Genomic DNA, 25,511 nt, shown 5'->3' with positions numbered 1-25,511 from the left:
CTAGACTCGGCCCCATGACGCGCAGGGACGCCGACCCCACCACGCAGGGGCGCACGCAGACGCTGGAGCGCACGCAGACCCAGCGGCCCCGGCTCTACCGGGTGCTGCTGCTCAACGACGACTACACGCCGATGGACTTCGTGGTGATGGTGCTGGAGCGCCACTTCCGCAAGTCCGAGCAGGAGGCGCAGCTCATCATGTTGGCGGTCCACCACAAGGGGCAGGGCGTCGCCGGGGTCTATACCCGCGACGTGGCCGAGACGAAGGTCGCCCAGGTGACCGCCGAGGCCCGGCAGTACGGCTATCCGCTGCGGCTGGTGGCCGAGCCGGAGGCGAGCGAATGAGTGGGACAGTCGAGAAGTCAAAAAGTCAAGAGGTCGGGCGGGGTTGCTTCTCGACCTCTCGACTCCTCGACCCCTCGACCCCCAGCGCGGGGGTCCGCCCATGATCGGCGACCACCTGCAAGTCACCCTGGGCCGCGCCGCCGACTACGCGCGGGAGGCCGGGCACGAATACGTCACGCTGGAGCATCTGCTGCTGGCCCTGACTCACGACCCGGAGGCGAGGGAAGCGCTGCTGGCCGTCGGCGCCGACGTGGAGCGGCTGCGCGACGAGCTGAGTGAACTGCTGGACGGCTTCGAGAGCGTGGAGGACGCCGAGCCCGACTTCACCCTCGGGGTTCACCGAGTGGTGCAGGGCGCGGTGCTGCAACTGCACGCCAGCGGCAAGGGCCACGAGCAGGCCGACGGCGCCCGCGTGCTGGCCGAGCTGCTGGAGGAGGACGACTCGCCCGCCCGCGCCGCGCTGGAGGCGCAGGGGGTGACCCGGCTGGACGTACTCGCCTACGTGTCCCACGGGGCCGCGAAGGTCGCCGGACGCGAGCGCGAGCGCCGAGTGACCGGGGTGGACGGCGAGGCGCCGGAAGAAGGCACCGCCGAGCAGAACCCGCTGGAAGCCTACGCCACCGACCTCACCGCGCAGGCGCGGGCCGGGGAGTTCGACCCGGTGATCGGGCGCGAGGCCGAGCTGGAGCGTACCGTGCATATCCTGGCGCGGCGCTCCAAGAACAATCCCGTTCTGGTCGGTGAACCCGGCGTGGGCAAAACGGCGCTGGCCGAGGGGCTGGCGCAGCGGGTGGCCGATGGGGAGGCCCCCGGCTTCCTGCGAGGGGCGAGCGTGTACGCCCTCGACCTGGGGGCGCTGCTCGCCGGAACCCGGTACCGGGGCGACTTCGAGCAGCGGCTCAAGGCGGTCCTCGCCGCGCTGGACGGGCAGAACGCGGTTCTCTTTATTGACGAGCTGCACACACTGGTCGGCGCCGGGGCGACCGAGGGGGGCAGCGTGGACGCGGCGAACCTCCTCAAACCCGCACTGGCGCGGGGCAAGCTGCGGGTGCTGGGGGCCACCACGCCCGCCGAGCTGCGCCACCTCGAACGCGACCGGGCGCTGTGGCGGCGTTTCCAGACGGTGGAGGTGCCCGAGCCGTCCGAGGAGGATGCCCTCGCCATCCTGCGCGGGCTGGCGCCGGGCTACGCGGCGCACCACGGGGTCACGTACACCGACGCGGCGCTCTCGGCCGCTGTCCGGCTCTCGGCCCGGCACCTGCGCGACCGCTTCCTGCCCGACAAGGCGATCGACGTGCTGGACGAGGCGGGGGCGGCCCGGTCCTCGGCGGGGCGGGGCGGCGAGATCGGGGAGGCGGACATCGAGGCGACCGTCGCGCGGATGGCCCGCGTGCCCGTCGGCGCGGTGAAGGCCGAGGAGGTGCGCTCGCTCGCCACGCTGGATGCCGACCTGAAGGCCCGTGTCTTCGGGCAGGACGCGGCGGTGGAGGCCGTCGCCAGCGCCGTCAAGCTGGCCCGCGCCGGGCTGCGCGACCCGCAGAAGCCGCAGGGGGCCTTCCTCTTCGCGGGGCCGACCGGGGTGGGCAAGACTGAGCTGGCGCGGGCGCTGGCGGAGCGCCTGGGGGTGGAGCTGCTGCGCTTCGACATGAGCGAGTACCAGGAGGCGCATACGGTGGCGCGGCTGGTGGGCGCCCCTCCCGGCTACGTGGGCTTCGACCAGGGCGGCCTGCTCACCGACGCGGTGGCGAAAAACCCCCACGCCGTCCTGCTGCTCGACGAGATCGAGAAGGCGCACCCCGACGTGTACAACCTCTTCCTGCAACTGATGGACCACGGTACCCTGACCGACCACACCGGCAAGAAGGTGGACGGACGCGGCCTGCTGATCGTCTACACCACGAACGCGGGCGCCGCCGACGCCAGCCGCCCCGCCCTGGGCTTCTCGCGAGAGGGCCGCTCGGGCGAGGAGGCCGAGGCGGTCAAGCGCACCTTTACCCCCGAGTTCCGCAACCGCCTCGACGCCGTGATCCACTTCCGGCCCCTGTCGCGGGAGGTCATGGGGAACGTGGTGGACAAGTTCTTGCGGCAACTGGAGGGGCAACTGGCCGAGCGCGGCGTCTCGCTGACGGTCACGCCCGCCGCCCGCGCCCGGCTCGCGCTGCTGGGCTACGACCCGCAGATGGGGGCGCGGCCCCTGGCCCGCGTCATCGAGGAACGGGTCAAGCGCCCGCTGGCCGACGAGCTGCTGTTCGGGCGGCTCAGCGGCGGCGGCGCGGTGACGGTGGACGCGGACGGCGAGGGCTTCAGTTTCCGTTGACCCACTCCCAGGTGGGGAGGGCCTCGCACAGCACTTCCAGAATGTGGCTGTTGGACGCGATCAGGAGGTGGCGGTAGCGCGGGCGGCGGCGGGTGGCCTCCCATTGCGCCCGCTGAACCTGCCTGAACTGTGCCTGCGCCTCAGCCAACTCTTCCGGGGTAGGGGGTTGCGGACGAAGCAGAACGAAATCCGTGCCCCGGCCGGTGTCCTCGGGCGTCGCGTCCTCGGGGAAGAAACGTCCGGTCGGCTTCAGGTGAGGGTTGAGCAGTCGCTCGCGCTCGCTCACGGCGACCGGCACCCCGGAGGTGGGAAACACGCCGGTCCCGTTCTCCTCCAGCATCTCCGTGATCCAGGGGCTGGGGTCGTTGACCACCTCGTACAGCCAGGACTGCGGAAGGCCCTGCCGCACCGGGTGGAAGGTGCCATACGGCCCCGCGTAGAACTCGTCGTAGCTTTCCAGGGCGAAGACCTGATTAGGGAAGTGGGTGTGACCCTCCCAGCGGCTTTCCCAGGTCAGGCGCAGCAGGCGGCTGTGATGCCGAGGGTCGGGCTGCCCGTCCGGTCCCACCTGCCAGCCGTCCGCTTCCGAAGCCCGGTAGAACTCGTCCGCAAGGTCCACGGTCAGCGCCCCTCGGGCATGGTTCAGATCGGTGCGAAGGATGTTAATCCAGTCGCCGGGAAACGAGGCGACGGCTTCCAACAACCCCTCGTCGGGCCAGAGGGCGAAGCTTGCCTGGGCATAGCGGGCATGTCGGGCCATGGCGCAGGCTACAGCCGCGCCGTCCGCCACTGCGCCCGCAACCGCTCGGGGCGCAGGCCGTAGGCGGTCACATACCCCGGCACCCCCTGGAGGCCCGGCACCCCCTGAAGCATCCGCAGCAGCAGGCTGGGCACGTGCAGCGGCTGGGCACCGTCCAGGCCCTCGACCTCCCGCTCCTCGATCACCTGCTGGGCTTGCAAGGCGACGATCTGCCAGGCACGCTGGCGCTGCACGCGGGCGAGGTGCCGGGGCCGCAGCCGCCCCGAGCGCAGGGGGCCGCACAGCACGTTGGCGGCGGCCACCGCATCCTGCACGGCCATGTTGATGCCCATGCCACCGACCGGCGAGATGGGATGGGCCGCGTCCCCGATCAGGAGCAGGCCGGGGCGCCACCAACGCCGCACGCGGGCGACCTCCACGGCGAGCAGGTGCAGGTCGCGCCACTCGGTCAGGGCCTGCAACCGCCCGGCCAGCCAGGGCACTGTATCGGCCACCGCCTCGCGAATGGGGGCCACGCCCGCCGCCCGCGCCGCCGCGTAACTCCCCTTGCGGATGGAATACCCCACCTGCCAGCGCTCGCCGTGGTCGGTGGTCACGATGCAGTGCGGGCCGCGCAGGTGCAGGTCGATGCTGCCGCCAGGGTCGTCCGCGTGCCGGGGGAGCGAGAACCACAGCACGTCCTGCCCCGGCGAGAGCCGCCGCAACTCCAACCCGGCGAGGTCGCGCACCCTGGAAAAGCGGCCGTCCGCCCCCACGGTCAGCGTGGCGGAAAGGTCGTGCAGGACCCCAGCCCGGCGGTAGCGCACGCCCCGGACCTCGCCGCCCTCCTCCAGCAGTCCCTCCACCCGGGCGCCCATGACCACCCTCGCATGGGGAAAGCGCTCCAGTTCGGCAGCGAGGAAGGTCAGAAAGCGCGACTGGGCCATCACCGTGAGATAGGGGTAGGGCGTCCGCAGCCGCGAGAAGTCCGCGATGACTTGTGTACCTTCCGCCAGCACGAGGCGTGCCCGGTGCGCGCGCGTGTGCGGCAGTCCCAGAACAGGGCCGGCCAGCCCCAGTCCGGCGAGCAGTTCCATGATCGCGGGATGTAGGGTGTCGCCCCGGAAGTTGCGCTGAAAGTCGCCCGCTGCCTCCAGCACTGTCACCGGGATGCCCTGCCGGGCCAGCAGCAACGCCAAGATCATCCCCGCCGGGCCTCCCCCCACGATGCACACGTCCTGCGGCCCCGGCAACATGGCGGGCATTCTGGTTCGGTGGGCTGGGGTCAGGTTGTAAGGAATGCTGCGGGTGAAGTGGGTACGCTGCTTCCGTGAATGCACTCACAAGTCGGCGGGCAGGGAGGGCCTGGCACCGGACCTCTGGCCGCCGCACCCCGAGGCGGAAGCGCGGGTGCGGGCACGGCTGGAGCGCGAGCTGGCGCAACCGGAACGCTTCGCGTGGTTCCTGGCCGAGCGGGGTGGGGAGGCGGTGGGCGTCGTGTCGGCGGGCCTCTTTCCTGCGCCGCCCGTGTATCAGAGTCTGCTCGCGGGGCTGAGTGGGGATGAGCTGTATGCCGCAGATTCGGAAGTCCTCGCCGCGCTGCTGGACGAGGCCGAAACTTTCCTGCGGGAGCGTGGCGCAGCGGTCTTCGTAACAACCTGTCCCGCCCGTGCCTCCAAACGTCTGGCCCACCTCACGGCGCGGGGGTACCAGCCCCTCACCCTCTGGATGACGCGCCCGGTGGACCCGCAGGCGACCCGGCCCCCGGCGGTGCGCCCCGCGACCGAGGCCGACCTCCCCGCGCTGGTGCGCCTGAATGCTGCCGCGCAGGAGGGTAGACGCCGCGCGAACCCGCGCTTCTGGACCCCGCACCCGGAGGCCCCCGCCCGCTTTGAGGGCTGGATGCGGCACTCGCGGACCCTGCCCGACCGGGACGTGCTGGTCCACGAGGGGCCGGGCGGCGTGAACGGCTTCGTCGTGCCGCAGCCCACGGGGCTTCCCCCAGCGCACGATGCTGCCCAAGTGGGGACGCTGGACGACCTCGCGGCGGACGACTGGGCGACCTTCGGCCCGCTGCTGGAGGCGGCGCACCACACGCTTGCCGCGCGGGGAGTCCGCACCGTGCAGGCGATCTGCCCCGCTGACTGGCCCCAGCGCCGGACCGTGCTGGAAGCGGCAGGGTTCCGAACGGCGAACGTATGGCTGATCAAGCATTGAGCCGTCTTCAGGGGACTCGGGCGTACAGCCTGCCCCCACCTCCTACGCTCCCCCCATGACCCGAATTGACCGCCTGACCCTCTCCGGCATTCGCCTCTACCAGCGGCATCTCTCGCCGCGCAAGGGGTTTCGCTGCGCCCACACCGCGCTGCACGGCGGCGAGTCGTGCTCGGCGGCGGTGGCCCGCATCGTGCGGGAAGACGGGCTGGTGCGGGGCCGCGCCCGGATTGCCGCCCGGTTCGGAGCGTGCCGGGAGGCCCATAACGCCATCCACGGCGGCTCCCCATTCGCACTGGGGTCCAGCGTGGAGACACGCGGGGTGTGCTGCATTGGGCCGATCCCGATTCCCTTCCGCTGCGGGTGACAGGGATCTCGGAGCATCCCTGCCGCCCCTTTGCGATCACAGATAAGTCACCCCGCCATTCGGCCGATGTTCGCGTGGGGGCCGCCTGGCAGCCTGGGGCGGATGCCCACCCTCACCCTGCGCGAGCGCCAGCCCGGCGACCTCCCCATCCTCCACCGCTGGCTGCACGCCGAGACGGACCCGGAGTGGAAGCGGTGGGACGCGCCGTACTTCCACGCCGCCCGCTGCCCCTCTCCCCTGTCGCTGGCCGACTACACCGAGCGAGCACAGGCCGAACCGCCCTCGCCGCACCGTCGGGTCATCGCCTTGGACGGGATGTGCATCGGCATGGTGACCCGCTGGGAGGAGGCCCCAGCGGGCGGCGGCTGGTGGGACCTCGGCGTGCTGATCTACGACCCGGCCCACTGGGGCGGCGGACTGGGGACGCGGGCGCTGGGGCTGTGGACGGACGCCACCTTCCGCGAGACGGAGGCGCACGTCCTGACGCTCACGACCTGGGGCGGCAACGAACGCATGGTCCGGGCCGCCGCACGGGTGGGCTACCGCGAATGCGGCCGGGTGCCGGAGGCGCGGGCGTAGAACGGCCAGCGCTGGGACAGCGTGCGGCTCGCCCGGTTGCGGCGGGAATGGGAGACTGGGCGGCATGACCCCCCGCATTCGCCCGGCCCAGACCTTTGACGCGGCCTTTGCCGCTCCGCTGATTCAGGAGGCCACCCGGCGGGTGGGCCAGCACCTGACGGGCACCACGAGCGACGAGGACGCCGCGCACGTCATCGCCGAGTTTTTCGTGGCGCGGGGCAACCGCCTGAGCTTCACGCACACGCTGATTGCCGAGGGCGAGGATGGCCGTCCGGTGGGCCTCGCTGTGCTGTATCCCGGCGAGTTCGCGCAGGCCCTCGACGCGCCCTTTCGCGAGCACCGCCGCTCGCTGGGGCTGGACCCTGCCATTCCCAGCGAGGCGGAGGCGGGCGAGCTGTACCTCGACACTCTCGCCACGGTTGCGGAGGCGCGGGGGCGGGGCGTGGGTCGGGCACTGATTGAGGCCTGTGCGGAACGGGCACGGGCACTCGGCCTCCCCCTGACCCTGCTGGTGGAGGACGGCAACCCGGCGGCGCGGCTCTACGCCCGCAGCGGCTTCGTGGCGGTGGGACGGCAGGACCTCGCGGGGCACGCGTACACGCGCCTCGCCCGGCAGCCTGACGTCTGACGGGGCCGGAGCCTATACTCCGCGCCGTGACCCCTGCCCTGCCTTCCCTCCCGGTCACGCTGCGCGACCGCCGACCGGACGACCTGCCCACCCTGACCCGCTGGCTCACCGACCCAGGGGCCGAGTGGCGGCGCTGGGACGCGCCCTACTTCCCGGCGGCGGGTACCACCCGCACGATGGAGGCGTATGCCGAATACCTGGCAGCACACGGCCCCGACGCCGACGAGCAGGTCATCGACGTGGACGGCGTGGTGGTCGGGATGGTCAACCGCTCGGAGGAGGAGCCGGAGGGCGGCGGCTGGTGGGACCTCGGCATCCTGATCTACGACCCGGCGTACTGGGGGGGCGGTGTGGGCACGCGGGCGTTGAGCCTGTGGGTGCAGGACACGCTGAACTGGACCGACGCGCACGTCCTGACCGTGACCACCTGGAGCGGCAACGAGCGGATGCTGCGCCTCGGCGCCCGGCTCGGCTTCCGCGAGTGTGCCCGCGTGCGACAGGCGCGGCTGTGGGGGGGCGTGCGGTACGACAGCGTTCAGATGGACCTGCTGCGCGGGGAGTGGCGCGGCCTGCCCCGACCATGAGTCCCCGGCCATGACCAAGAAGCACCCCCGCCCCACCCGCGAGAAACCACTGACGCCGCCCGGCTTTCTGGCGACCCAGGACCTCAAGGAACGCGGCTGGACGCCGGGCCTGATTCGCAAGTTCCTGGGCGAGCACGACGACACCCGCCCCAACGGCCTGAAGATGGGCCGCCGCCGCCTCCCCCCCGTCAAGCTCTACCGCGAGGAACGGGTGCTGGACGCCGAGCGCGAGGAAGCCTTCCTGGTCGGTCAGGCCCGCGCCGCCGACGCTCGCGCCCGCGCCGAACGCGCCCGCGAGGAACGGGCGGCGAAACGGGCTGCCCTGCTGGATGCCGCCGCCGAAAGTTACGTCCCCGTCATTCACCCCGAGCCGCTGCGGAAAGGCTCGGTCCGCAAGGCCCGCGAGCCGTATCTGCCGGGGTTGGAAGACACCCTCTCGCGCCTGGTGCGGGAGATCGAGAAAGTGACCCCCCGCGAGGAAGCCGAACTCCGCGCCCGTCTGCTGGAGCGGCTGCATACGGCCCTCGCCGCCGCCTATCCCTGGTATCCGGCCCCGCAGGAGAAGAAGGCACAGTCGGCCAGCCGCGAGGCGAAGCCCAGCGACTGGCGCGAGTGGGAGTGGGACTGAAGGGCAGACAGCTTCCAGCAAACAACAAAAAAAGCCCCAGCCGGGGCTGAGGCTCTGGTCCTGCGGACTGTTTACTTCAGCGTCTCCACGGCCCGCCGCAGGATCGCGTCCCCGGCGAGGTCCACCGTCGCCTCGCCCTGGGTGGTCGAGCGCACGGGGCGTTTGACCTCGGCCGTATAGGTGAACTTGCCTTCCTTGTCGGCGGTGACGGTCACGGGCTTGCCTTCCACGGTCAGGGTGACCTTGGCGTTCGGCGTCAGGCCACTGCCGCTGAAGTTGAACGGGGTGGTAGAGCGGGTATCGGCCACCGTCACGTCGGGCTTGATGCCCTTCTTGTGAATCTCGCGGCCCTGGGGCGTCAGCCACGCGCTGTTCACGATGGCGACCTTGCCGCCGTCCACCGTGTTCACCGGAATCTGCGCGACGCCCTTGCCGAAGGTCTGCTCCCCGATCACGGTCGCCCGCTTCAGGTCCTGCAGCGCCCCGGCCACGACCTCGCTCGCGCTCGCACTGTTCTTGTTGACGAGCACGACCAGCTTGCCCGTGTAGTCGGTGGGGCGGGTGCTGGCACGCCCATACACCTGAGCGCGGCCCGTGCGGTCCTTGAGGCTCACGATGTTGCCCGACCCCAGGAACTGGTCGGCCACGTCCACGCCCGCGTTCAGCAGGCCGCCGCCATTGTCGCGCAGGTCCAGAATCAGCTTCTGCACGCCCTTCTGCTTCATGGAGGCGACCGCCGCGCGGAACTGCTCGCTGGCCTTCTCGTTGTAAAAGGTGTTCAGCGCGATGTAGCCGACATTTCCGGGCAGCACCGTCTGCTCCACGCTCACGATGGTGACCTGACGCCGCTCCATCTTCACGGTGTAGGGCTTGCCGTTCCGGGCAAAGGTCACGTTGACCGTGCTGCCCTTGGGACCGCGCACCAGCCGCACGATCTCGTCAAGTTTGGAGGTCATCACGTCCGTGTCGCCGATTTTCACGAACACGTCGCCGATCTGCACCCCGTTGTCGGCGGCGGCTCCGCCCTTGTACACGTTGTCGATCTTGCCGCCCGTGCCGTCGGGGTTGGCGGCCACCAGCGTGACGCCGATGCCGCCGAACTCGCCCTGCAGGTTCTGGGTATCGATGGCGGTATCGGCGGGTTCGGAGTAGTAGGTGAACTCGTCGTCGAGGCTGCCGAGCGCCCCGTTGATCGCGCCGCGCAGCACCTTGTCCTGGTCGATGGGGTAGAGGTACGAGCGCTGGAGTTCGCCCAGCACCTGCAAGAAGGCCCGGCCCGTGTCGGTGCGGGTCAGGTCGGCCTGGGTGTAGCCGCCGAGCTGCGCGTAGCCGACGGCAGCGGTCGCGGCGAGGGACCCCGCCACCAGCATCATGCGTTTCCGGTTCACGCCCCGCAGGATAGGGCGAACCGGTTAAGAGACTGTGGGAGGCGTTTCACCCCTCCCCACCGGACTCCCCCTCCATGAAGGGCTGGGCTATGCTGGGCCGCGAGCATGCCAAGTTCCCTGTCTGGCCCGTGCGGCTGCCCTCCCGGAGGCGGGAGCGCGTGATCGTCTTTCGCAACGTGAGCCTCGCGTACCCGGCGAGCGGGGCGCTGGCCCTCGACGACCTGAATGTCCGGATTCACAAGGGCGAATTCGTGTACCTGGTGGGGCATTCGGGCGCGGGCAAGAGCAGCTTTATGAATCTGGTGCTCAAACGGGCGCTGCCCAGCCGGGGCGAGGTGCAGGTCGCCGGGGAGCCGCTCTCGCGCTACCGGGGCCGCCGCACCGCCCTGCTGCGCCGCCGCATCGGGACCGTCTTTCAGGACAACCTGCTGCTTGAGCACCTCAGCGCCTACGACAACGTGGCCTTTACCCTGCGGGTGACGGGGGTGCCCGCCCGCGAGTGGCCTGCCCGCGTGGGAACGGCGCTGCGGACGGTGGGGCTGGAGGGCCGCGCCGACGCCCGCCCGGTGCAGCTCTCGCAGGGCGAGCAGCAGCGGGTCGCCATCGCCCGCGCCATCGTGGCCGATCCGCCGCTGCTGCTGGCCGACGAGCCGACGGGCAACCTCGACCCCGACCACGCCCGCGAGGTGCTGCGGGTGCTGCAACACGTCAACCTGCGCGGCACCACGGTGGTCCTCGCCACCCACGCCCGCGACCTCGTGCAGACCTTCCGCCACCGCACCCTGACCCTGCGCCAGGGGCGGCTGGTGCGGGACGATCCGGCGGGGGGGTACGCGCTGTGAGGGGTGCTGGCGCAGCATTGCCCCTCCCCCTTCAGGGGGGAGGCCGGGTGGGGGTGAGCGGGCCGGGCATCCCGAGGCCCGGAGCCGCAGACAGCCCCTCCCTCCCCGCCCCCCGGAGGGTCCGGTGACCTACCACTTCCGTCAGGCCCTCCTCGCCATGCGCGGCAACCTCACCGCCACGCTGGGCACACTGACCACCATGACGCTGACCCTGCTGATGCTGGGCGGGGTGCTGCTCCTCACGCTGAACGTGAACCGCACCCTGGAGGGGCTGGAATCGCAGGTGGAGGTGGCGGCCTTTCTGGAAGGGGACGCGGACGGGGCGGCGCTGCTGGGGCGGGTCGAGGTTCTTCCCGGCGTGCGCGAGGCCCGGCTGGTGTCCAGCGAGGAGGTCCTCGCGGAGATGACGCGTGACTACCCCTCCACCGCCGAGGCGGCGGGGCTGGTCGGCAACCCCTTTCCCGACACGCTGCGGGTGCGGGTGGGCCGGGTGGAGGACTCGCGCCCGGTGGCCGAGGCGGTGGCGAAACTGCCCGGCGTGGACGACGTGGAATACGGGGCGGGGTACGTGGATCAGGCGGTGCGGACGCTGACCACCGTGCGGGCGGCGGGGTACGGCCTGGTCGCGCTGCTGTTCGCGGGCACGCTGCTGAGCATCCTCAACGCCGTGCGGGTCGCCATGTATGCCCGGCGCAAGGAGATCAGCGTGATGCGGTTGCTGGGGGCCACACGCGGCTTTATCCGCACCCCGCACGTGATTGAAGGCGTGCTGCTGGGCACCCTCTCCTCGGCGCTCGCGCTCGCGGTGCTGGCTCCTGGGTATCTCGCGCTGGCCGAGCGGGTGGCGACCTTCGCGCCCGTCTTTCCGGTCGTGCAAGACCTCGACACGCTGCTGCCCCTCCTGGGCGCGGTGGCGATGCTGGGCATCCTGACCGGGCTGGCCGGGAGCCTGTTTGCCACCCGGCGCTACCTGCGGGAGCTGGAGTGAAGAGAAACCCGCGCTGGCCCGTCCTCGTCCTGCTGTCGGCGGCGCTGCTCGCTGGGGCGCAGGAGACCAGCGAGCGGCTCCAGCAGCTTCAGCGCGAACTCTCGCAGCAGCGGCGGCTCAGTGTTCAGCAGGGCCGCGAGCTGGCAGACCTGCGCCGCAACATTGCCCGCCTCTCCGCGCAGGGCCGTGAGACGCTGGAGCGGCTGGAGACCCTGTCCGGGCGGGTGGCCGAGCTGGAAAACGAGACGGCCGACCTCGCCCGGCAGGTGCAGGGGGCCGAGCGGGCGCTGGCCGAGACGACGGCAGCGGGGGCAGTCACCCAGGCCCGCGTGACCCGTCTTCAGGCCGACTTGCGCGAGCTGCTTCAGGCCCTCTACCGCGAGCGCAGCGGGCAGTACCTGCGGCTGCTGTCGCAATCGGGCAGTCTGTCGGACCTGCTGATTCGGCTGCGCTACGCGAACCTCTCGGGCGAGCAGCATGTCGCGGTGCTCGAAGAACTGCGGGGCGAGGTCCGCACCCTGGAGACGCAGCGCGAGCGGCAGGCCGCGCAAAAGGCCACCCTGGAGGGCCTGCAAGCCCGCCAGCTCGCCCGGCTGGAGGAGCTGCGGGAAAGCCGCGCCGAGACGGGCCGCCTGCTGGCCGAGCTGCGCCGAGACGAGCAGGGGCAGCGCACCCTGGCCGCCCGCACCCGCGCCGAGCAGGCCGAGACCGCCCGCACGATTGACGAACTTGTGGGCGCGGTCGTGAAGGAAAAGGCCCGGCTGGAAGCCGAACGCCAGCGCCGCCTAGAGGAGGAACGCCGCCGCCGCGAGGCCGAGCTGCGCCGCATCCGCGAGGAACGGGAACGCGCCCGTCGGGAGGCCGAGCGCCTCGCCCGCATCCGTGCCGAGCAGGAGCGGCAGGCCCGCCTCGCCCGCGAACGCGCCGAGGCCGAGGCGAAGGCCCGAGCGGAAGCCGAGGCCAGAGCGAAGGCCCGGGCCGAAGCCCGCGCCCGTGCGGAGGCGAAGGCCCGCGCCGAAGCCGCCGCCCGCGCCAAAGCCGAGGCCGAAGCCCGTGCCAGGGCTGAGGCTGCTGCTCGCGCCCGCGCGAGGGCTGAGGCAAAAGCCAGGGCCGAAGCCCAGGCGAAGGCCGCTGCGGCTGCTCGCGCCAAGGCCGAAGCGGAAGCCCGCGCGAGGGCCAGGGCCGAGGCCGAAGCCAAGGCCCGCGCCGAGGCCCAGGCCAGGGCCGCCGCCGAAGCCCGCACGCGGGCCGAAGCTGCCGCCCGCGCCCGCCAGCAGGCCGACGCCATCGCCCGCGCTCAAGCCGAGGCCCGTGCCCGCGAGGCCGAGCAGAACGCCCGCGAGCAGGCCGAGCGCGAGGCCGCCCTGGCCGCTCAGCGCGAACGCGAACAGCGGGTTGCCCAGGAACAGGCCGCCCTGCGCGAGCGTCAGGGGCAGACCCAGCAGGCGGTGGCGGCCACCACCCAGGCCCTCGCCCCGCTGCCCGCCTCGCCCGGCCCGCTGGGCTTCCCGCTGCCGGGAGGCCGGGTCAGCCAGCCCTACGGGTCGAACGGCGCCCAGTGGAGCGTGCTGGAAGCCGCCGAGGGCACCCAGGCCGTCGCCTCGCTGCCGGGCAACGTGATCGCCACGACCTACTACGCCAGCCTGGGCTGGGTGGTCCTGCTCGACCACGGGGCCAAGGTCACCGCCTACTTCGGCCTGCAAGACGCCGCCGTGGAGGTCGGGGCGCGGGTGGGCGCGGGCACGCCCCTGGGCACCGTGGGCGGCAGCCCCATCTTCGGCCCCGGCCGGATGGCCTTCCAGCTCAACGAGGTGTCGGGCGCGTCGCGTCGGCCCGTGCCGCCGCCGTTCTGACCCCCCTTCCCACCGCCCCCCGACCTCTGCTACTCTCCTTCGGTGCGCTTCCGGTTGGCTGCTGCGGGCGCATGAATCCCGCGACCTAGGCGGGCGCCCCACCCTCAATATCCCAACCCGAGGTTTCCAATATGGTCAAGATTCGCCTGTCCCGTTTCGGCTCTGCCCACAACCCCCACTACCGCATCGTGGTGACCGACTCCCGCCGCCCCCGCGACGGCGGCTACATCGAGAACCTGGGCCACTACGACCCCCGCAAGACCAGCGAGACCTACCTCAAGGTCAACGCGGAGCGGGCCGCCTACTGGCTCTCGGTCGGCGCCCAGCCCACCCAGACCGCCCGCCGCCTGCTCAAGAGCCAGGGCGTCAAGGTCGCCTGAGGCCACCCCGCAACACGAGAAAGGCTCCCCTCGCGGGAGCTTTTTTCATGCCGCTCCATCAGTTCCCCTTCATGAGTGCGGCCTAAGCTCGCCGGTATGCGTGCCTCCTTCCTCCTGCCGCTGCTGGCCGCCCCCTTGCTCCTTCCCGGCTGTGCGCTAGGGGCGAATATCGCCGCGAGCACGGCGCTGGAGCGGGCGGTGAGCGGCGTCTACGAGGGCGTGGGCAGTGGCCTGACCGGCCGCGTGCCCTACCGCCTGCTCCTGAGCGTGCAGGAGCGCGAGGGCCGCGCCACGGGCGTGCTGACCAACCTGGAAAGCCGCAAGGCCTATGCCCTGAGCGGCAGCTTTCAACGGGTGGGCACGGCGGGCGGCAGCATCGAGGTCGACCTGTACGAGAGCGGCGACAATCTGCGCGGCGCCCTGCGGGCCGAGATCGGGGCGGGCAAGGTCAGCGGGACCCTACGCACCGTGCTGCTGGGGCGCGAACTGCTCACCTATAACATCACCCTTGACAAGCAGGAGGCTGGGGCCGCGACCACCCCCACCTCCCCCAAGAGTCCCTGAACCCCGCCAGAGTAGCCTGGGGCATGAAGAAGTGCCTCGCACTGGCCGGATTGCTGACACTGCTCCCCCCCGCCTACGCGGAAGTCCTGCGCTGGGGCACCCTGACCGTGACGGTCACGCCCCGGCCGGAGGGGAGCACCGAGGAGGCGCGGGCGGTGGTGAAAAATGGCAACCACACCGTCCTGACCGTCAGCGGCTGGAACGTCGCCGCCGAGCTGCAACCCCTGCGGCCCGGTGGCCTGCCCGAGCTGGTGCTGACCACCTTCTCCGGCGGGGCGCACTGCTGCTCGGTGTACTACGCCTTTACCCAGGACGCGGGCCGGGTGGAGAACCTCGCCGTCATCGACGGGGGCAACTATGGGCTGCGGTTCGTGGACCTCAGCGGCGACGGGACGAAGGAACTGCTGCTTGCCAGCGACCGCCTCGCCTACTACGACTGGCCCTATGCCGTCAGCCCGGCGCTGCTGACCGTGCTGGCCTGGGACGGCGTGCAGCTGGCTGACCGCACCCGCGCCTATGCCTACGTCCCCGCGCAGGAGGCCGCCCGCAACCTGCGCGACCTGCTGGCCGGGTTGAGCAAGGACGCTGACCTCACCAACCTGAAGGCGCGGCTGGGCGGCTACTACGCCAACATGGTCCTCGCCGGACAGGGTGCCCAGGCTGAGGAGGTGCTGCGGACGCAGGTCTTCGCCAAGTCCCCCGCCCTGCGCGACTGGTTTCGCCTGCACCGCCCTGGCCTGATCGACGCCACCTACGCCCCCGCCGAGGGCCGCGTGCGGGTGGCGGGGAGCACGACCTACCCGCTGAAGGAGCCGGGGCAGCCCTGAGCTACGGGCACAGCCGCCCCTGCTAGACTCGCGCCCGGCCCGCGCTCAGCGCAGCGTGGCGTACACAGAAGGCCCCGGAATCCCTCCGTCAGGCCGAGGAGAAGAACGTGAAGGCACACCTGATCACCTACGGCTGCCAGATGAACGAGTACGACACCCATCTGGTCGAGTCGCAACTCGTCTCGTTTGGCGCAGACATGGTCCAGAGCGTGGACGAGGCCGATTTCGTCCTCGTGAACACCTGCGCGGTGCGTGGCAAGCCCGTGGACAAGGTCCGCTCGCTGCTGGGCGACCTGCGCAAGCAAAAGCAGCAGCGCCCACTCGTGGTCGGGATGATGGGCTGCCTCGCGCAGCTCGAAGAGGGCCAGCAGATCGCCCGCAAGTTCGAGGTGGACGTGCTGCTGGGGCCGGGCAGCCTGCTCGACATCGGCAAGGCGCTGGAGAGCAACGAGCGCTTCTGGGGCCTGCAATTCAAGGACGAGCTGCACGGGCATATCCCCCCGCCCCCCACGGGCAAGCTGCAAGCGCACCTCACGATCATGCGCGGCTGCGACCACCACTGCACCTACTGCATCGTGCCCACCACGCGCGGTCCGCAGGTCAGCCGCCACCCCGACGACATCCTGCGTGAACTCGACCTGCAACTCGCCGCCGGGGTACAGGAGGTCACGCTGCTGGGCCAGAACGTGAACGCCTACGGGGTAGACCAGGGGGCCAAGCTCGCCGGATACCCCTCCTTTGCGGACCTCCTGCGGTTGGTGGGGCGCTCGGGCGTGCGGCGGGTCAAGTTCACGACCAGCCACCCCATGAACTTCACGGAGGATGTGGCCGCTGCAATGGCCGAGACGCCCGCCGTGTGCGAGTTCGTGCACCTGCCCGTGCAGAGCGGCTCCAACCGGGTGCTGCGCCGCATGGCCCGCGAGTACACCCGCGAGAAGTACCTCTCGCACATCGCGGAGATTAAGAAGCATCTGCCGAACGTGGTCCTGGCGACCGACATCATCGTGGGGTTTCCCGGCGAGACCGAGGAGGATTTCCAGGAGACGCTGAGCCTCTACGACGAGGTGGGTTACGACTCGGCCTACATGTTCATCTACTCACCGCGCCCCGGCACGCCGAGCTACAAGCACTTTCAGGATCTGCCGCGCGAGCTGAAGACCGAGCGGCTCCAGCGCCTGATCGTGCGGCAAAAGGAATGGAGCGCCCGCAAGAACGCGGAGAAGGTGGGCACGGTTCAGGAACTCCTGCTGCGCGGCGACGCCCACGACACCGGTTTCTTGGAGGGCCACACGCGCGGCAACCACCCGACGGTGGTGCCCAAAGCGCTCGGCGCGACCGGGGCGGGCCTCTACCGCGCCCGCATCGAGCACGCCACGCCGCACATGCTGTATGGCCGCTTGATCGGGGAAGACGGTCAGGACCTACCTGAGCTGCCCCGCTTCAATCCCGAAGCGGCGGCGCTGAGCAGCCCGTTGCAGATGGTATGAGGGTGGGGGGAGGGGGCCGGGGCACAGCCGCCCCGGCCCTCTTCCCTGTTACCCTGTCCCCGATGACGGTTCACCTGAACGCCAAAGAAGGCCAGATCGCCGAGACCGTGCTGCTGCCCGGCGACCCCCTCCGTGCCCAGCACATCGCGGAAACGTTTTTCGAGAACCCCGAGCTGCACAACACCGTGCGCGGCATGCACGGGTACACCGGCACTTACAAGGGCCAGCGCGTCAGCGTGCAGGGCACCGGCATGGGCATCGCGTCCTCAATGATCTATGTCAGCGAGCTGATCACCGGCTACGGCTGCAAGAACCTGATCCGGGTGGGCACCTGTGGGTCGTACCAGCCGCACGTCCATGTGCGCGACCTCGTGCTGGCACAGGCGGCCTGCACCGATTCCAACATCAACAACATCCGCTTCGGGGCCAAGAACTTCGCGCCCATCGCCGACTTCGAGCTGCTGCTGCGGGCCTATCAGATCGCGCAGGAGCGGGGCTTTACCTCGCACGTCGGCAACATCATGTCTTCGGACACCTTCTACCACGACGATTTCGACCAGTACAAACTCTGGGCCGACTTCGGCGTGCTCGCTGTGGAGATGGAGGCGGCCGGGCTGTACACCCTCGCCGCCAAGCACGGGGTCCGGGCGCTGACCATCCTGACCGTCTCCGACCACCTCGTCACACGCGAGGAGACGACCGCCGAGGAGCGCCAGACCACCTTCAACGGGATGATCGAAGTTGCGCTGGACGCGGCGCTGGGGCTGTAAAAGGGGGGTTAACCCAGTGAGGAAGGGAAGCGAGCGCGTCGGCACTCGCCTCCCTTCCTATTCCTCTACGCCGTTTAGGGCTGAGCAAGGTTGTGCGCGAGGACGGCTAGGACGACACGGAAGCGAAGGGAGGCGAGCGTCTTCGTCTGAACGGAGCGGATTTGGGCCTCCACCAATTGGGAGAAGACGGTTTCAATGCGCTTGCGTAACTTCGGGTGGCGGTCTTCCCGCCACCCGGTGTCGTACCGGGAGTTTTTCTTGGGTGGGAACACGTATCCCAGGCAGCAGTAGCCCTTATCCCCGATAATCTTTGGCCCGCCGAACTCCGGCCATCTGCGGTTCAGCTCGTAGCTGACCGTAGTGTCGTGGAGGTTGGCGGGTTTCAGCAGGTACTGGACGATTTCACCCTCCGGCGTCACCTAGGCGTGGAGCTTGTAGCCGTACACGTCACCCTGCGTCCCAAAGCCCCACCGAGCGCCAGGAAACGCGCAGCGTTTCCCTCGTTTGGGTCGGCAGACGGGCAGTGGCATGGAGTCGATGATGACCTCTCCGCACCATTTGGGAGGGCTGACGATGGCTTCGAGGCGCTCCAGGAGACGGAGGCCACGGGTGTAAGCCTGGGTGTACGAGGGAAGACCGCTCCGATCTTCCCTCAGTATCTGCCACCAAATCGACGGAAACGGATGCTTGAAGACAAGACGGCTGAGCAACAAGGCCACCAGCAGCGCATCGCTGAGCTTCTGGTGTTTGCAGCGCTTCTGGTCGCTGAAATGCCGTTTGGCCCAGCGGTGAAGCTGACGAATGACAGTCCGCCGACCTAAACTGTGGTGGAGACGGTATCTAGCCATACCGTCTCCATTTTTTCTCGTCTCCGCGCTGCCCGAGGCCGTTTCACTCAAGCCCTAAACGGGGTTCCTCTACCTTCCGCCGCAAGCGGGCGATGAAAAAGCCGTCTATGCCTCTTTCCATAACAGTCAGCACCCCGTCTCCCGCCGGGACAGTGGGCAAGTCCAGGTCGGGCAGCGGCTCCGGCGAGAACTCCGGGTGCGCGGCGAGAAAGTCGGCCACGACCTCCGCCCCCTCCGGCGGCGCAATACTGCACACGCTATAGACCAGCAGGCCACCCGGCGCGACCAGCGCGGCAGCGTTCGGCAGCATCCGGCGCTGGAGGGCTGCCATTTCTCGCACCGCCTCCGGGGTCAGCCGCAGCTTGATCTCGGGATGGGCGCGGAGGGTCCCTGTCCCCGTGCAAGGCGCGTCCAGCAGCACGAGGGGCGCGGGCGGTAGGTCCAGCGGCCCGGTCAGGTCATGCGTCACGAAGTCGGCGCTCAGCCCCAGCCGCGCCAGATTCTGTCGGGCGGCGGCGTGCTTGCGTTCCGCCACGTCCACACTGGTGACCTGCGCTCCCCGCGCCGCGAGCATGGCGGCCTTGATCCCCGCTCCTCCCGCAAGGTCCAGCACGGGCACTCCGGCCACCTCCCCCAATGCATCCACGACCGCGAGGCTGGCCGGGTTGATGGGCTGCGCCTGTCCCCGGCGGTAGGCGGCACTCTCCCGCAGGGGCCGCGCCAGCGTGACCCGGTCCACCCCGTTCGGCCCCGGCTCCACGACGCTGCCCTCGGCTTCCAAGGCCTCAACCCCCTCTTCCGAGAGGCTCAACCACAGCGGCTGCGGGGTGAGCAGGTCAGCCATCACCGCCTCGGCCCGCTCGCCGTAGGCCGACCGGAATACTTCGGTCAGCCAGCCGGGCAGGGCGAAGCGCGTTTCATCCGTTGGGGAAGGCAACTCCACCCGCCGCAGCACCGCGTTCACCAGCCCGGACGGAGCCAGCCGTGCCCCCCGCGCCAGCCCCACGTACTCGCTGACGACCGCGTGGGGCGGCGTGCCCAGCACCAGCTTTTCGAAGGCCCCCGCCAGCAGCAGCGCCCGCGTCTTGGGGTGAGTTTCGCCGCGCAGCAGGGGCGTCAGCGCGGCGTCCAGCGTGGGGGCGTGGCGCAGGGTGCCGTACACGATATGGGTGGCGAGGCCCGCGTCGCGGGTGGGGAGCCGGGCGGAGGCCAGCGCACTGTCCAGCGCCGGGGCCGCGAAGGTCTCGCCCGCCAGCACGCGCAGCAAGACGCGAACGGCCAGCGCACGGGCCGGGTTAAAGGTGGGGCGCGGAGCCGTCATGGGGGGCAGCATAGAGCGGGTGACGGTCTGTGCTCTGTCCCGGCCGGAAGAGTCAGACTTTCGCCCCCTGGGCCGGGCGGACCTGGGGCCGGGCGATCAGGGTCCAGAGGAGCAGGGCGAAGAGAATCCCACCGCTCAGGAAATAGGGGGCCGCGTGGCCGACGCCCTGGTACATCCCGGTGCCGATCAGGGGTCCCGTCATCCGGCCCAGGGCCAGGGCGCTGCTGTTCAGGCCTGCGACCGCGCCCTGCTGCCCCGCCCCCGCACTCAGCGAGAGGGCCGCGCTGAGGCTGGGGCCGAGGACCGCGCTGCCCACCCCGATCACCGCCAGCGCCGCCGTGATGGGCCAGAAGCTCTGCCCCAGCGGAAGCAGGAACATCCCCGCCCCCATCACCAGCAACCCCCATGAGATCAGCGGTCCCGGCGCGAACTTGCGGCTCAGCGGCCGCATCGCCCCGCCCTGCACCGCCGCCGCCAGCAGCCCGAACACCGCCAGCATCAGCCCCACCGTCCGCGCCGTGCCCTCCGGGGTGAGGCGCAGGGTGTCCTGCACGTAAAAGGCGATGGTCTGCTCCATGCCCACGCTCGCCAGGGTGTACAGGGCACTCACGGCCAGGAAAAGCAGGATGCCCGGCTGCCGCAGCAGGGCACGGCGTTCCCCGGCGGGAGCAGGCGCCGCGTCCGCCCGGCGCGTTTCGGGCAGGGTGCGCCACGCAGCCAGCGCGGTGAGCAGCCCCAGCCCCGCACTGAAGAAGATGGGCGCAGTAAGCCCGAAACCCGAGAGCGCGGCTCCCAGCGCAGGCCCGAACACCACGCCCAGCCCGAAGGCCGCGCCGATCAGGCCCATCGCGGCGGCGCGGTCCTTCTCGCTGCTGAGGTCGGCCATCATCGCCTGGGCGGTAGGGAGGGTCGCGCTCGACAGCACGCCGCCCACCACGCGGGAGGCCACCAGCAGCGCAAACAGCAGGCCACCAGCCAGCACGCCCTGTGCCCCCAGCGCCGCCAGCACCCCGAACAGCCCGAAGCTCAGCGAGAAGCCGATCAGTCCTAGGATCAGCACCGGTTTGCGCCCCACCCGCTCGCTGCGGCTGCCCCAGATGGGCGAGAAGACGAACTGCGCGAGGCTGTAGGCGGTCGAGAACCAGCCGATCTGCGTCTCCGAGAGGCCCAGTTCTCGCCCCAGCGGCGCGATGATGGGAAACAGCACGCTCAGGCCCAGCATGGCGATGAAGATGGTCAGAAACAGGACCAGCTTGGGCGAGAGGGGGCCGCGCGGGCGGGCGGGGGCGGCGGTCATGGGCTCACTCTAGCACTGCACTGACCGAGCGGTCAGGATAAAGGGACCCCACCCGCCCGCACACCTCCATCACACGTTGAAGTGGGTGCAAAAAAGGCGGCTTTTGATGACAGGGACGTAAAAATGGCGCCTTGAGTCTACCCTTGTCAAGTTAGGCATTGTTGCCTATACTGACTCTCAGCCACCGGAGCGACTGCATACCCTCTTCTGCCAGACCCGCTCGGGGTCAGCACGGCTCCCAGGTGGCCCCGAAGATCTGTTCCCTCGCTGGAAGCGGTTTCACAAGGCTCGCTTCCCCAAGGAGATGTCATGAAGAAAGCTCTGACGGTTCTGTCCCTCGCCCTGCTGGGAAGTGCCAGCGCGGCCAACATCACGGTCTGGACCCACTTCGGTGAGGGTGAGCTGACCTGGCTCCGCGCTCAGGCGACCGCTTTCAAGAACAAGACCGGCCACAATGTCCAGCTGGTGAGCGTGCCCTTCGACCAGATTCCCGACAAGCTGATCCAGAGCGCCCCCAAGGGTCAGGGGCCGGACCTCGTGCTGACCCTGCCGCAAGACCGCCTGGGGCAGCTCGCGGCGGCGGGCGTGATCGACTCAATGGACCGCTACGTGACCAGCCGCAGTGACCTCGACAAGACCGCTCTCTCGGCCATGACCTACAAGGGCAAGCTGTTCGGGCTGCCCATGTTCGCCGAGTCCGTGGCGCTGGTTTACAACAAGAAGCTGGTGCCCACTGCGCCGACCACCTGGTCGCAGTTCCTCAGCGCCGCGCAGAAGAATACTGGGAACGGCCGCTTCGGCTTCCTGGTCGACCTCAGCAACGCGTACATGAACTACGGCGTGATCAGCGCCTACGGCGGCTACGTGTTCAGGAACAGCGGCGGCACGCTGAACACCAAGGACGTGGGCCTCGCCAACGCGGGCGCCGACAAGGCGGGGGCGTTCCTGAATGACCTGCGCTACAAGTACAACCTCGTGCCTGAGGGCGTGGACGGCAGCGCCGCCAAGAGTGCCTTCGTGGATGGCCGGGCCGCGATGGTCCTGACCGGTCCCTGGGACATGGACGACTTCAAGAAGGCGGGCATCAACTACGGGATCGCTGCCTTCCCCACCCCTCCCGGCGCGAGCGGCAAGTGGAGCCCCTTCGTGGGCGTGCAGGGCGCGATGCTCAACGCCTACAGCAAGAACAAGGCGGTGGCCGCGCAGTTTGCCCGCGAGATCGTCAAGAGCGACGCGCAGGTGTCCTTTAACAAGGCGGGCGGGCGCATCCCGGTGAGCCTCTCGGCCCGCACCAAGCTCAAGAGTGACCCGGTGGTCGCGGGCTTCGGCCGCACCATCAGCCTGGGCACCCCCATGCCCAACGTCGTGGAGATGGGCGCGGTCTGGGCTCCCTGGAGCAACGCGGTCGCGCAGAGCGTGCAGCGCCCCAACCAGAACTACAGCCAGATCAACGACCGGGCCGTGCAGGAAATCAACAAGAACATCAAGTAATCCTGTGGGAGGAGAGGCCAGCCGCACCGGGCCTCTCGGGCCTCTCCTCTTTTGCTGGACTTCGGCGGACGGGCAGCGGGCTCGTCCGCCGCTCGCGTGGAGGAGTATGGTGGGAACCACCTGCCTGCTGCGCCGCCTGCGGTTCTGACCCACCCCACCCCTGTTTGCGAGGAGGCCTCCTACCCCTATGACCTTGACCGCTGCTTCTTCCCGCCCGCGCAGCGCCGCTCCCCCGGACGGCGTGCGCGGTTTTTTGCTGGCGATCCTGATTCTGGCCGTGCTGCTGGGCGGCGCCGTGCTGGTCGGCTGGCTACTCTCGGGCCTGACCGCCCGCTTCTTCCCGGAAGCGCCCCCCTACCTGATTCTGGTCTACACCCTGGGGGCGCTGCTGCTGGGAATGCCGGTGGTTGCGCGGCTCTTTCCCTGGATGATGAGCTGGTACTACCTGGTGCCGTCGCTGGTGTTCCTGGCCGCATTTACCGTGCTGCCCATCGTGCTGACGGTGAACTACGCCTTTACCAACTACAGCGGGCAAAACAGCGGCAACCCCGACACGGGCGTGCGGACGGAAGCGGCGCTCTCGCCGGACCGCCGAACACTCACGCTGGCGGAGATTCCCGAGGGCAACTCGTTGGCCGAGTTCCTGCGCTGCACCACCCCCAATTGCGTGGGCGACACGGCGGTGCTGTACGACGAGGACGCCTCCACGCCCGTGCGGGCACAGATCGCCTCGGTGGAGGGCCGGAACATCACCCTGGCCGCCCCCGTGCCGGAGACCTTTCAGCCCGTCAGCGTGACGCGCATCAACCGCTATGAGAACGTGGGGCTCGCCAACTTCCGCGAGATCTTCGCGCGGGCGAGCAGTGCGCTGTGGCCGGTCTTCCTGTGGACGGTGACGTTCGCCTTTGCCACCGTGGTCATCAATGCCATCGCGGGGCTGATCCTGGGCATCCTGCTGTACAATAAGCGGCTCAAGGGCCGCAACATCTACCGCACGCTGCTCTTCCTGCCGTGGGCGATTCCAGCCGTCATCAGTGTGCAGATGTGGAAGGCGCTGCTCAACCAGCAGTTCGGCATCGTGAACAAGTCGCTGGGCCTGCTGGGCATCGCGGCGATTCCCTGGCTGGGCGACCCCCTGTGGGCCAAGATCAGCGTGATTCTGGTCAACCTGTGGCTGGGCTTTCCCTACATGATGACGGCGACCATCAGCGCGTTGGCGACCATCAACGACGACCTGTACGAGGCCGCCAGCATCGACGGGGCGAGCCGCTGGCAGCAGATCCAGAACATCACGCTGCCGCTGCTGCGAACCTCGTTTACGCCCATTTTGCTTTCGGGCTTCGCCTTTAACTTCAACAACTTCGGCATCATCTACCTGCTGACCCAGGGTGGGCCGCCGCTGGCAGGCCGCGACGCCACGGCGGGCAGCACCGACATTCTGCTCTCCTGGGGGTACAACACGGCCTTTGCCGCCAGCGGCGGGCAAAATTACGCCCTCGCCAGCGCCATCGCGCTGATCATTTTCTTCCTGACCCTCGCCATCAGCCTGGTGAACTTCAAGGCGGCTGGCGTCTTCGAGGAGGCCCGGCGATGACCACCGCCCCCCGTGACCGTGACCGTGACCGCACGCTGCCGCCCGGCGGCTACGTCCACCAGGAACCCGGCCTCCTGCGCCGCGCCCTGCCCTGGCTGGCGCTGGGGGCACTGCTCGTGGCCTTTGGCGTGCTGGCCTACTACCTCATGCAGAGCATGGAGGGCCGTCAGCGCAGCTTCTCCATCTACTTCGTGGAAAACGGCTGGCTGCGCTTCCTGCTGTTCCTGCTGGCGGCGAGCGGCGTGCTGGCGCTCACCAGCCTGATCGGGCAGCGCATCGGGCAGGCCCGCACCGGGCGCCGAATCAGCTACCTCGCCGTGCTGGGCGATCAGCTCACACACCTGTTCCTGATTCTGGTCGTGCTGGTAGCGATCTATCCCCTCTTCTACGTGCTGCTGGCGGCGTTCGACCCGCGCAACAGCCTCTTCGCCTTCCCCGACTTCGAGAACCCGAATATCCTCTACCGCTCCGGCCTGCTGCCCAATCTGGACGTGCTGAGCCTGGAGAACTTCACCCGGCTCTTCAACGGCATCACGCTGCCGGGCTGGCAACTGCTGCTGGCGGGTGTCGGCGGGGCGGCGCTGGCGGCGGTGCTGCTGTTCGCGCTGGTCGGGCGCCTGGGCCGCGACAGCGAGGGCCTGGCCCGTGCCCGCTCCTGGGCGCTGTACCTGCTGATCGGGGCACTCGCGCTGCTGGTGATTTTCATGACCCCGGCGCAGTTCACGGGGCCTGACAACGAGAGCCGCTTCGTGCTGTCGGTCCGCAACACGCTGCTGGTCTCGGGCCTGACCGGGGTGCTGGCGATTCTGCTCTCGACCACCTCCGGGTACGCGATGGCGCGGCTGCGCTTTCCGGGCCGCTTCCAGATGCTGCTGTTCTACATCTTTATCCAGATGTTCCCGGTGTTCCTGGCGCTCGTCGCCGTCTACGCGCTGATGGTGACCCTGGGCCTGACGAACACCTTCACCGGGCTGATTCTGGCCTACTCGGGCGGCGCCATCGCCTTTAACACCTGGATTTTTAAGGGCTATGTCGAGAGCCTGCCCGAATCGCTGGAGGAAGCGGCGATGGTGGACGGCGCGACCCGCTGGCAGAGCTTCCTGCGGGTGGTGCTGCCCCTTTCGGGCGGGATGCTGGCCTTTATCTTCCTGAACCAGTTCATCGGCACCTACGCCGAGTTCATCCTGGCGAACGTGCTGCTGACCGGCGTGGAGAAATGGACCGTTGGCGTGATGCTGCTGAGCTTCACCCAGGGCCAGTTCTCGACCCAGTGGGGCGTGTTCGCCGCCGCCGCGACCCTGGGGGCACTGCCCATCGTGGCCCTGTTCTACGGTTTCCAGCGCTACTTCGTGGGAGGAACGGTAGCGGGAGGTGTCAAGGAATAAGCCGCTTCAACGTGGAGGCCCCCGGACGCGTGCCGGGGGTCTTGTCTTGCGCCAACCAAAGGGAAAACCCCCGCCG

Annotated in this window: 24 protein-coding genes and 1 pseudogene; 19 read left to right on the top strand and 6 right to left on the bottom strand. The window is 69.7% G+C overall.

Features of this window, described 5'->3' with window-relative positions:
• The first annotated feature begins 14 nt into the window (after window positions 1-14).
• Together clpS and C3K08_RS03770 are read left to right on the top strand one after the other, a co-directional pair.
• On the top strand, window positions 15-344 hold the full coding sequence (gene clpS, locus C3K08_RS03775) for an ATP-dependent Clp protease adapter ClpS (protein WP_104990097.1): 330 nt from the start codon (window positions 15-17) through the stop codon (window positions 342-344).
• Window positions 345-444: 100 nt separating this feature from the next.
• Entirely contained in the window at window positions 445-2,661 is a 2,217-nt protein-coding gene (locus C3K08_RS03770) for an AAA family ATPase (RefSeq protein WP_104990096.1), read from the top strand.
• On the opposite strand, the gene C3K08_RS03765 is transcribed toward C3K08_RS03770, so the two are convergent.
• Both C3K08_RS03765 and C3K08_RS03760 read right to left on the bottom strand, forming a co-directional pair.
• Window positions 2,648-3,421 (bottom strand): hypothetical protein, encoded by a 774-nt coding sequence (locus C3K08_RS03765; protein ID WP_104990095.1) that lies wholly within the window; start codon window positions 3,419-3,421, stop codon window positions 2,648-2,650. The two genes, C3K08_RS03770 and C3K08_RS03765, sit on opposite strands and share 14 nt — an antisense overlap.
• A gap of 8 nt (window positions 3,422-3,429) precedes the next feature.
• On the bottom strand, window positions 3,430-4,656 hold the full coding sequence (locus C3K08_RS03760; protein ID WP_158679840.1) for an FAD-dependent oxidoreductase: 1,227 nt from the start codon (window positions 4,654-4,656) through the stop codon (window positions 3,430-3,432).
• A 43-nt stretch (window positions 4,657-4,699) separates the two neighbouring features.
• On the opposite strand from C3K08_RS03760, the gene C3K08_RS17830 reads away from it, so the two are divergent.
• The 6 genes from C3K08_RS17830 (at window position 4,700) to C3K08_RS03730 (ending at window position 8,400) form a co-directional block, all read left to right on the top strand.
• Window positions 4,700-5,617, top strand: a complete 918-nt coding sequence (locus C3K08_RS17830) for a hypothetical protein (protein WP_158679839.1) — start codon at window positions 4,700-4,702, stop codon at window positions 5,615-5,617.
• Between the two features lie 55 nt (window positions 5,618-5,672).
• On the top strand, window positions 5,673-5,981 hold the full coding sequence (gene yidD, locus C3K08_RS03750) for a membrane protein insertion efficiency factor YidD (RefSeq protein WP_104990093.1): 309 nt from the start codon (window positions 5,673-5,675) through the stop codon (window positions 5,979-5,981).
• A 102-nt stretch (window positions 5,982-6,083) separates the two neighbouring features.
• On the top strand, window positions 6,084-6,560 hold the full coding sequence (locus tag C3K08_RS03745; RefSeq protein ID WP_104990092.1) for a GNAT family N-acetyltransferase: 477 nt from the start codon (window positions 6,084-6,086) through the stop codon (window positions 6,558-6,560).
• 64 nt (window positions 6,561-6,624) lie between these two features.
• Window positions 6,625-7,188 (top strand): GNAT family N-acetyltransferase, encoded by a 564-nt coding sequence (locus tag C3K08_RS03740; RefSeq protein WP_104990091.1) that lies wholly within the window; start codon window positions 6,625-6,627, stop codon window positions 7,186-7,188.
• Window positions 7,189-7,214: 26 nt separating this feature from the next.
• On the top strand, window positions 7,215-7,772 hold the full coding sequence (locus C3K08_RS03735) for a GNAT family N-acetyltransferase (protein WP_104990090.1): 558 nt from the start codon (window positions 7,215-7,217) through the stop codon (window positions 7,770-7,772).
• 10 nt (window positions 7,773-7,782) lie between these two features.
• Window positions 7,783-8,400, top strand: a complete 618-nt coding sequence (locus tag C3K08_RS03730; protein WP_104990089.1) for a hypothetical protein — start codon at window positions 7,783-7,785, stop codon at window positions 8,398-8,400.
• A 71-nt stretch (window positions 8,401-8,471) separates the two neighbouring features.
• Here the strand turns inward: C3K08_RS03730 and C3K08_RS03725 are convergent, their stop codons facing one another.
• Complete coding sequence (locus C3K08_RS03725; RefSeq protein ID WP_234009151.1) at window positions 8,472-9,788, bottom strand: S41 family peptidase; 1,317 nt, start codon at window positions 9,786-9,788, stop codon at window positions 8,472-8,474.
• A gap of 158 nt (window positions 9,789-9,946) precedes the next feature.
• Here C3K08_RS03725 and ftsE point away from each other — a divergent pair, with 158 nt between their 5' ends.
• From ftsE to deoD, 8 genes are all read left to right on the top strand, one after another.
• On the top strand, window positions 9,947-10,630 hold the full coding sequence (ftsE, locus tag C3K08_RS03720) for a cell division ATP-binding protein FtsE (RefSeq protein ID WP_234009218.1): 684 nt from the start codon (window positions 9,947-9,949) through the stop codon (window positions 10,628-10,630).
• Between the two features lie 124 nt (window positions 10,631-10,754).
• On the top strand, window positions 10,755-11,618 hold the full coding sequence (locus C3K08_RS03715; protein ID WP_234009150.1) for an ABC transporter permease: 864 nt from the start codon (window positions 10,755-10,757) through the stop codon (window positions 11,616-11,618).
• Window positions 11,615-13,471: a peptidoglycan DD-metalloendopeptidase family protein gene (locus tag C3K08_RS03710; RefSeq protein WP_234009149.1), complete on the top strand. Its 1,857-nt coding sequence runs from the start codon at window positions 11,615-11,617 to the stop codon at window positions 13,469-13,471. The genes C3K08_RS03715 and C3K08_RS03710 overlap by 4 nt, the downstream gene beginning before the upstream one ends.
• Before the next feature lie 131 nt (window positions 13,472-13,602).
• On the top strand, window positions 13,603-13,851 hold the full coding sequence (gene rpsP, locus C3K08_RS03705; RefSeq protein ID WP_104990087.1) for a 30S ribosomal protein S16: 249 nt from the start codon (window positions 13,603-13,605) through the stop codon (window positions 13,849-13,851).
• 96 nt (window positions 13,852-13,947) lie between these two features.
• Complete coding sequence (locus tag C3K08_RS03700) at window positions 13,948-14,415, top strand: hypothetical protein (RefSeq protein WP_104990086.1); 468 nt, start codon at window positions 13,948-13,950, stop codon at window positions 14,413-14,415.
• 23 nt (window positions 14,416-14,438) lie between these two features.
• The gene (locus C3K08_RS03695; protein ID WP_104990085.1) at window positions 14,439-15,242 is read left to right on the top strand and encodes a hypothetical protein; all 804 of its coding nucleotides are present in this window, start codon (window positions 14,439-14,441) and stop codon (window positions 15,240-15,242) included.
• A gap of 107 nt (window positions 15,243-15,349) precedes the next feature.
• The gene (miaB, locus tag C3K08_RS03690) at window positions 15,350-16,729 is read left to right on the top strand and encodes a tRNA (N6-isopentenyl adenosine(37)-C2)-methylthiotransferase MiaB (RefSeq protein WP_104990084.1); all 1,380 of its coding nucleotides are present in this window, start codon (window positions 15,350-15,352) and stop codon (window positions 16,727-16,729) included.
• A gap of 62 nt (window positions 16,730-16,791) precedes the next feature.
• The gene (gene deoD, locus C3K08_RS03685) at window positions 16,792-17,499 is read left to right on the top strand and encodes a purine-nucleoside phosphorylase (protein ID WP_104990083.1); all 708 of its coding nucleotides are present in this window, start codon (window positions 16,792-16,794) and stop codon (window positions 17,497-17,499) included.
• 74 nt (window positions 17,500-17,573) lie between these two features.
• On the opposite strand, the pseudogene C3K08_RS03680 reads toward deoD, so the two are convergent.
• The 3 genes and pseudogenes from C3K08_RS03680 to C3K08_RS03670 form a co-directional block, all read right to left on the bottom strand.
• Window positions 17,574-18,347 (bottom strand): annotated as a pseudogene (locus C3K08_RS03680) (IS982 family transposase).
• 43 nt (window positions 18,348-18,390) lie between these two features.
• Window positions 18,391-19,668, bottom strand: coding sequence for a transcription antitermination factor NusB (locus C3K08_RS03675; protein WP_104990082.1), 1,278 nt, complete (start codon window positions 19,666-19,668; stop codon window positions 18,391-18,393).
• A 52-nt stretch (window positions 19,669-19,720) separates the two neighbouring features.
• On the bottom strand, window positions 19,721-20,965 hold the full coding sequence (locus tag C3K08_RS03670; RefSeq protein ID WP_104990081.1) for an MFS transporter: 1,245 nt from the start codon (window positions 20,963-20,965) through the stop codon (window positions 19,721-19,723).
• 309 nt (window positions 20,966-21,274) lie between these two features.
• On the opposite strand from C3K08_RS03670, the gene C3K08_RS03665 reads away from it, so the two are divergent.
• The 3 genes from C3K08_RS03665 (at window position 21,275) to C3K08_RS03655 (ending at window position 25,435) form a co-directional block, all read left to right on the top strand.
• Window positions 21,275-22,456, top strand: a complete 1,182-nt coding sequence (locus C3K08_RS03665; protein ID WP_104990080.1) for a maltose ABC transporter substrate-binding protein — start codon at window positions 21,275-21,277, stop codon at window positions 22,454-22,456.
• Window positions 22,457-22,643: 187 nt separating this feature from the next.
• A complete protein-coding gene (locus tag C3K08_RS03660) occupies window positions 22,644-24,050 on the top strand; it encodes an ABC transporter permease subunit (protein ID WP_104990079.1) in 1,407 nt (468 codons plus the stop codon).
• Entirely contained in the window at window positions 24,047-25,435 is a 1,389-nt protein-coding gene (locus tag C3K08_RS03655; protein WP_104990078.1) for a sugar ABC transporter permease, read from the top strand. The genes C3K08_RS03660 and C3K08_RS03655 overlap by 4 nt, the downstream gene beginning before the upstream one ends.
• Window positions 25,436-25,511 lie beyond the last annotated feature (76 nt).

Origin of the sequence: Deinococcus sp. NW-56 (genome assembly GCF_002953415.1) — a bacterium.
Lineage (GTDB): Bacteria > Deinococcota > Deinococci > Deinococcales > Deinococcaceae > Deinococcus.
The sequence above is the reverse complement of the archived record's forward strand: the minus strand, read 5'-3'. Positions and strand labels throughout refer to the sequence as shown.